Genomic DNA, 1,225 nt, shown 5'->3' with positions numbered 1-1,225 from the left:
CGAACACGGCGACGGGCGCCGCGCCGACCTCGCGTTCCTCGCGCTGGCGGGGCGGGGCAGCGTGTTCGCCTCGCTCGACGACACGGCCGGGCGCGAGCTGCCGCTGTGGGCGGCGCCCCTGCGGCCGCTGGCGCGCCGCGCCGAACCGGGCGGCTGGGCCATGCGGCTGATGCTGGTGCTGGGGCAGTGGCACGGCGAGCGCCTGGGCGCGCGCTACCGCAAGGGCCTGGGCGCGCGCGAAAAGCAGCTCGACGCGCAACTCGCGTTTTCGGGGCAGGGTTAGGCGGGCGGGGCGCCGGCGCATCGCCGGTGCGCGGCAGATGAACAGGGTAGCTTCAAAGGCGTGCATGCGATCCGGTGTTTTTACTGAAGCATGTTTGGCGAAAATTTCGCCTGCTTTCCTCAATACTTCCGGGATGGCCGACCCTGGCCGCCCGCGCTGCGTCAGGTCGGGCCGGAGGCGGCGCCGGCTGCCACCGTTGGATATGCGGTGATTGGCTCTACCGTTCTAAGCGTGCGGGGGCGGCCCATGGTTGTTGAGTTATAGTCATGGCTTTGCCGATTTGCCAGCAATGGGCAACCACTCAACGACAACGGAACCCCACGCATGACCGACCCAGAAAGCTTTCCCTTCCCCGCCGTCGACGACAACCGCTTCCGGCTGTTTGTCGACAGCGTGACCGACTACGCGATCTACATGCTCTCGCCGCAAGGCATCGTCAGCAGCTGGAACGCCGGTGCGCAACGGTTCAAGGGGTATAGCGGCGAAGAGATAATCGGCCGCCATTTTTCCCGCTTCTACACGCCTGCGGACCAGGGCCGGCACCTGCCCGAACGCGCATTGTCGATCGCGCGGACCGAGGGCCGGTTCGAGGACGAGGGCTGGCGCGTGCGCAAGGACGGCTCCCTGTTCTGGGCCAGCGTCGTCATCGACCCGATCCGCGAGCCCGACGGCACCCTGGTCGGCTTCGCGAAAATCACGCGCGACATCACCGAGAAGAAACGCTCGTCCGAGGCCTTGCATGCGAGCGAGGAGCGGTTCCGGCTGTTGGTGCAGGGGGTGACCGACTACGCCATCTACATGTTGTCGCCCGAGGGCATCATCACGAACTGGAACGCCGGCGCGCGCCACATCAAGGGGTTTGAGCAGCACGAGGTGATCGGCACCCATTTCTCCCGCTTCTACACCGAGGAGGACGTGGCCGCCGGCCTGCCGATGGCGGCG

At 67.2% G+C, this 1,225-nt stretch carries 2 protein-coding genes; both read left to right on the top strand.

The features are described from left to right. Positions 1 to 283 (top strand): hypothetical protein (locus C7C56_RS29030; RefSeq protein ID WP_181373277.1); only part of this gene is annotated, 283 nt, incomplete at its 5' end. A 324-nt stretch (positions 284 to 607) separates the two neighbouring features. Continuing rightward, the coding region (locus C7C56_RS20795; protein WP_146204578.1) for a PAS domain-containing protein at positions 608 to 1,225 on the top strand (618 nt) is incomplete at its 3' end.

It is taken from the genome of Massilia glaciei, from assembly GCF_003011895.2.
Lineage (GTDB): Bacteria > Pseudomonadota > Gammaproteobacteria > Burkholderiales > Burkholderiaceae_D > Telluria_A > Telluria_A glaciei.
This window is presented reverse-complemented; position numbering and strand designations above follow the sequence as displayed.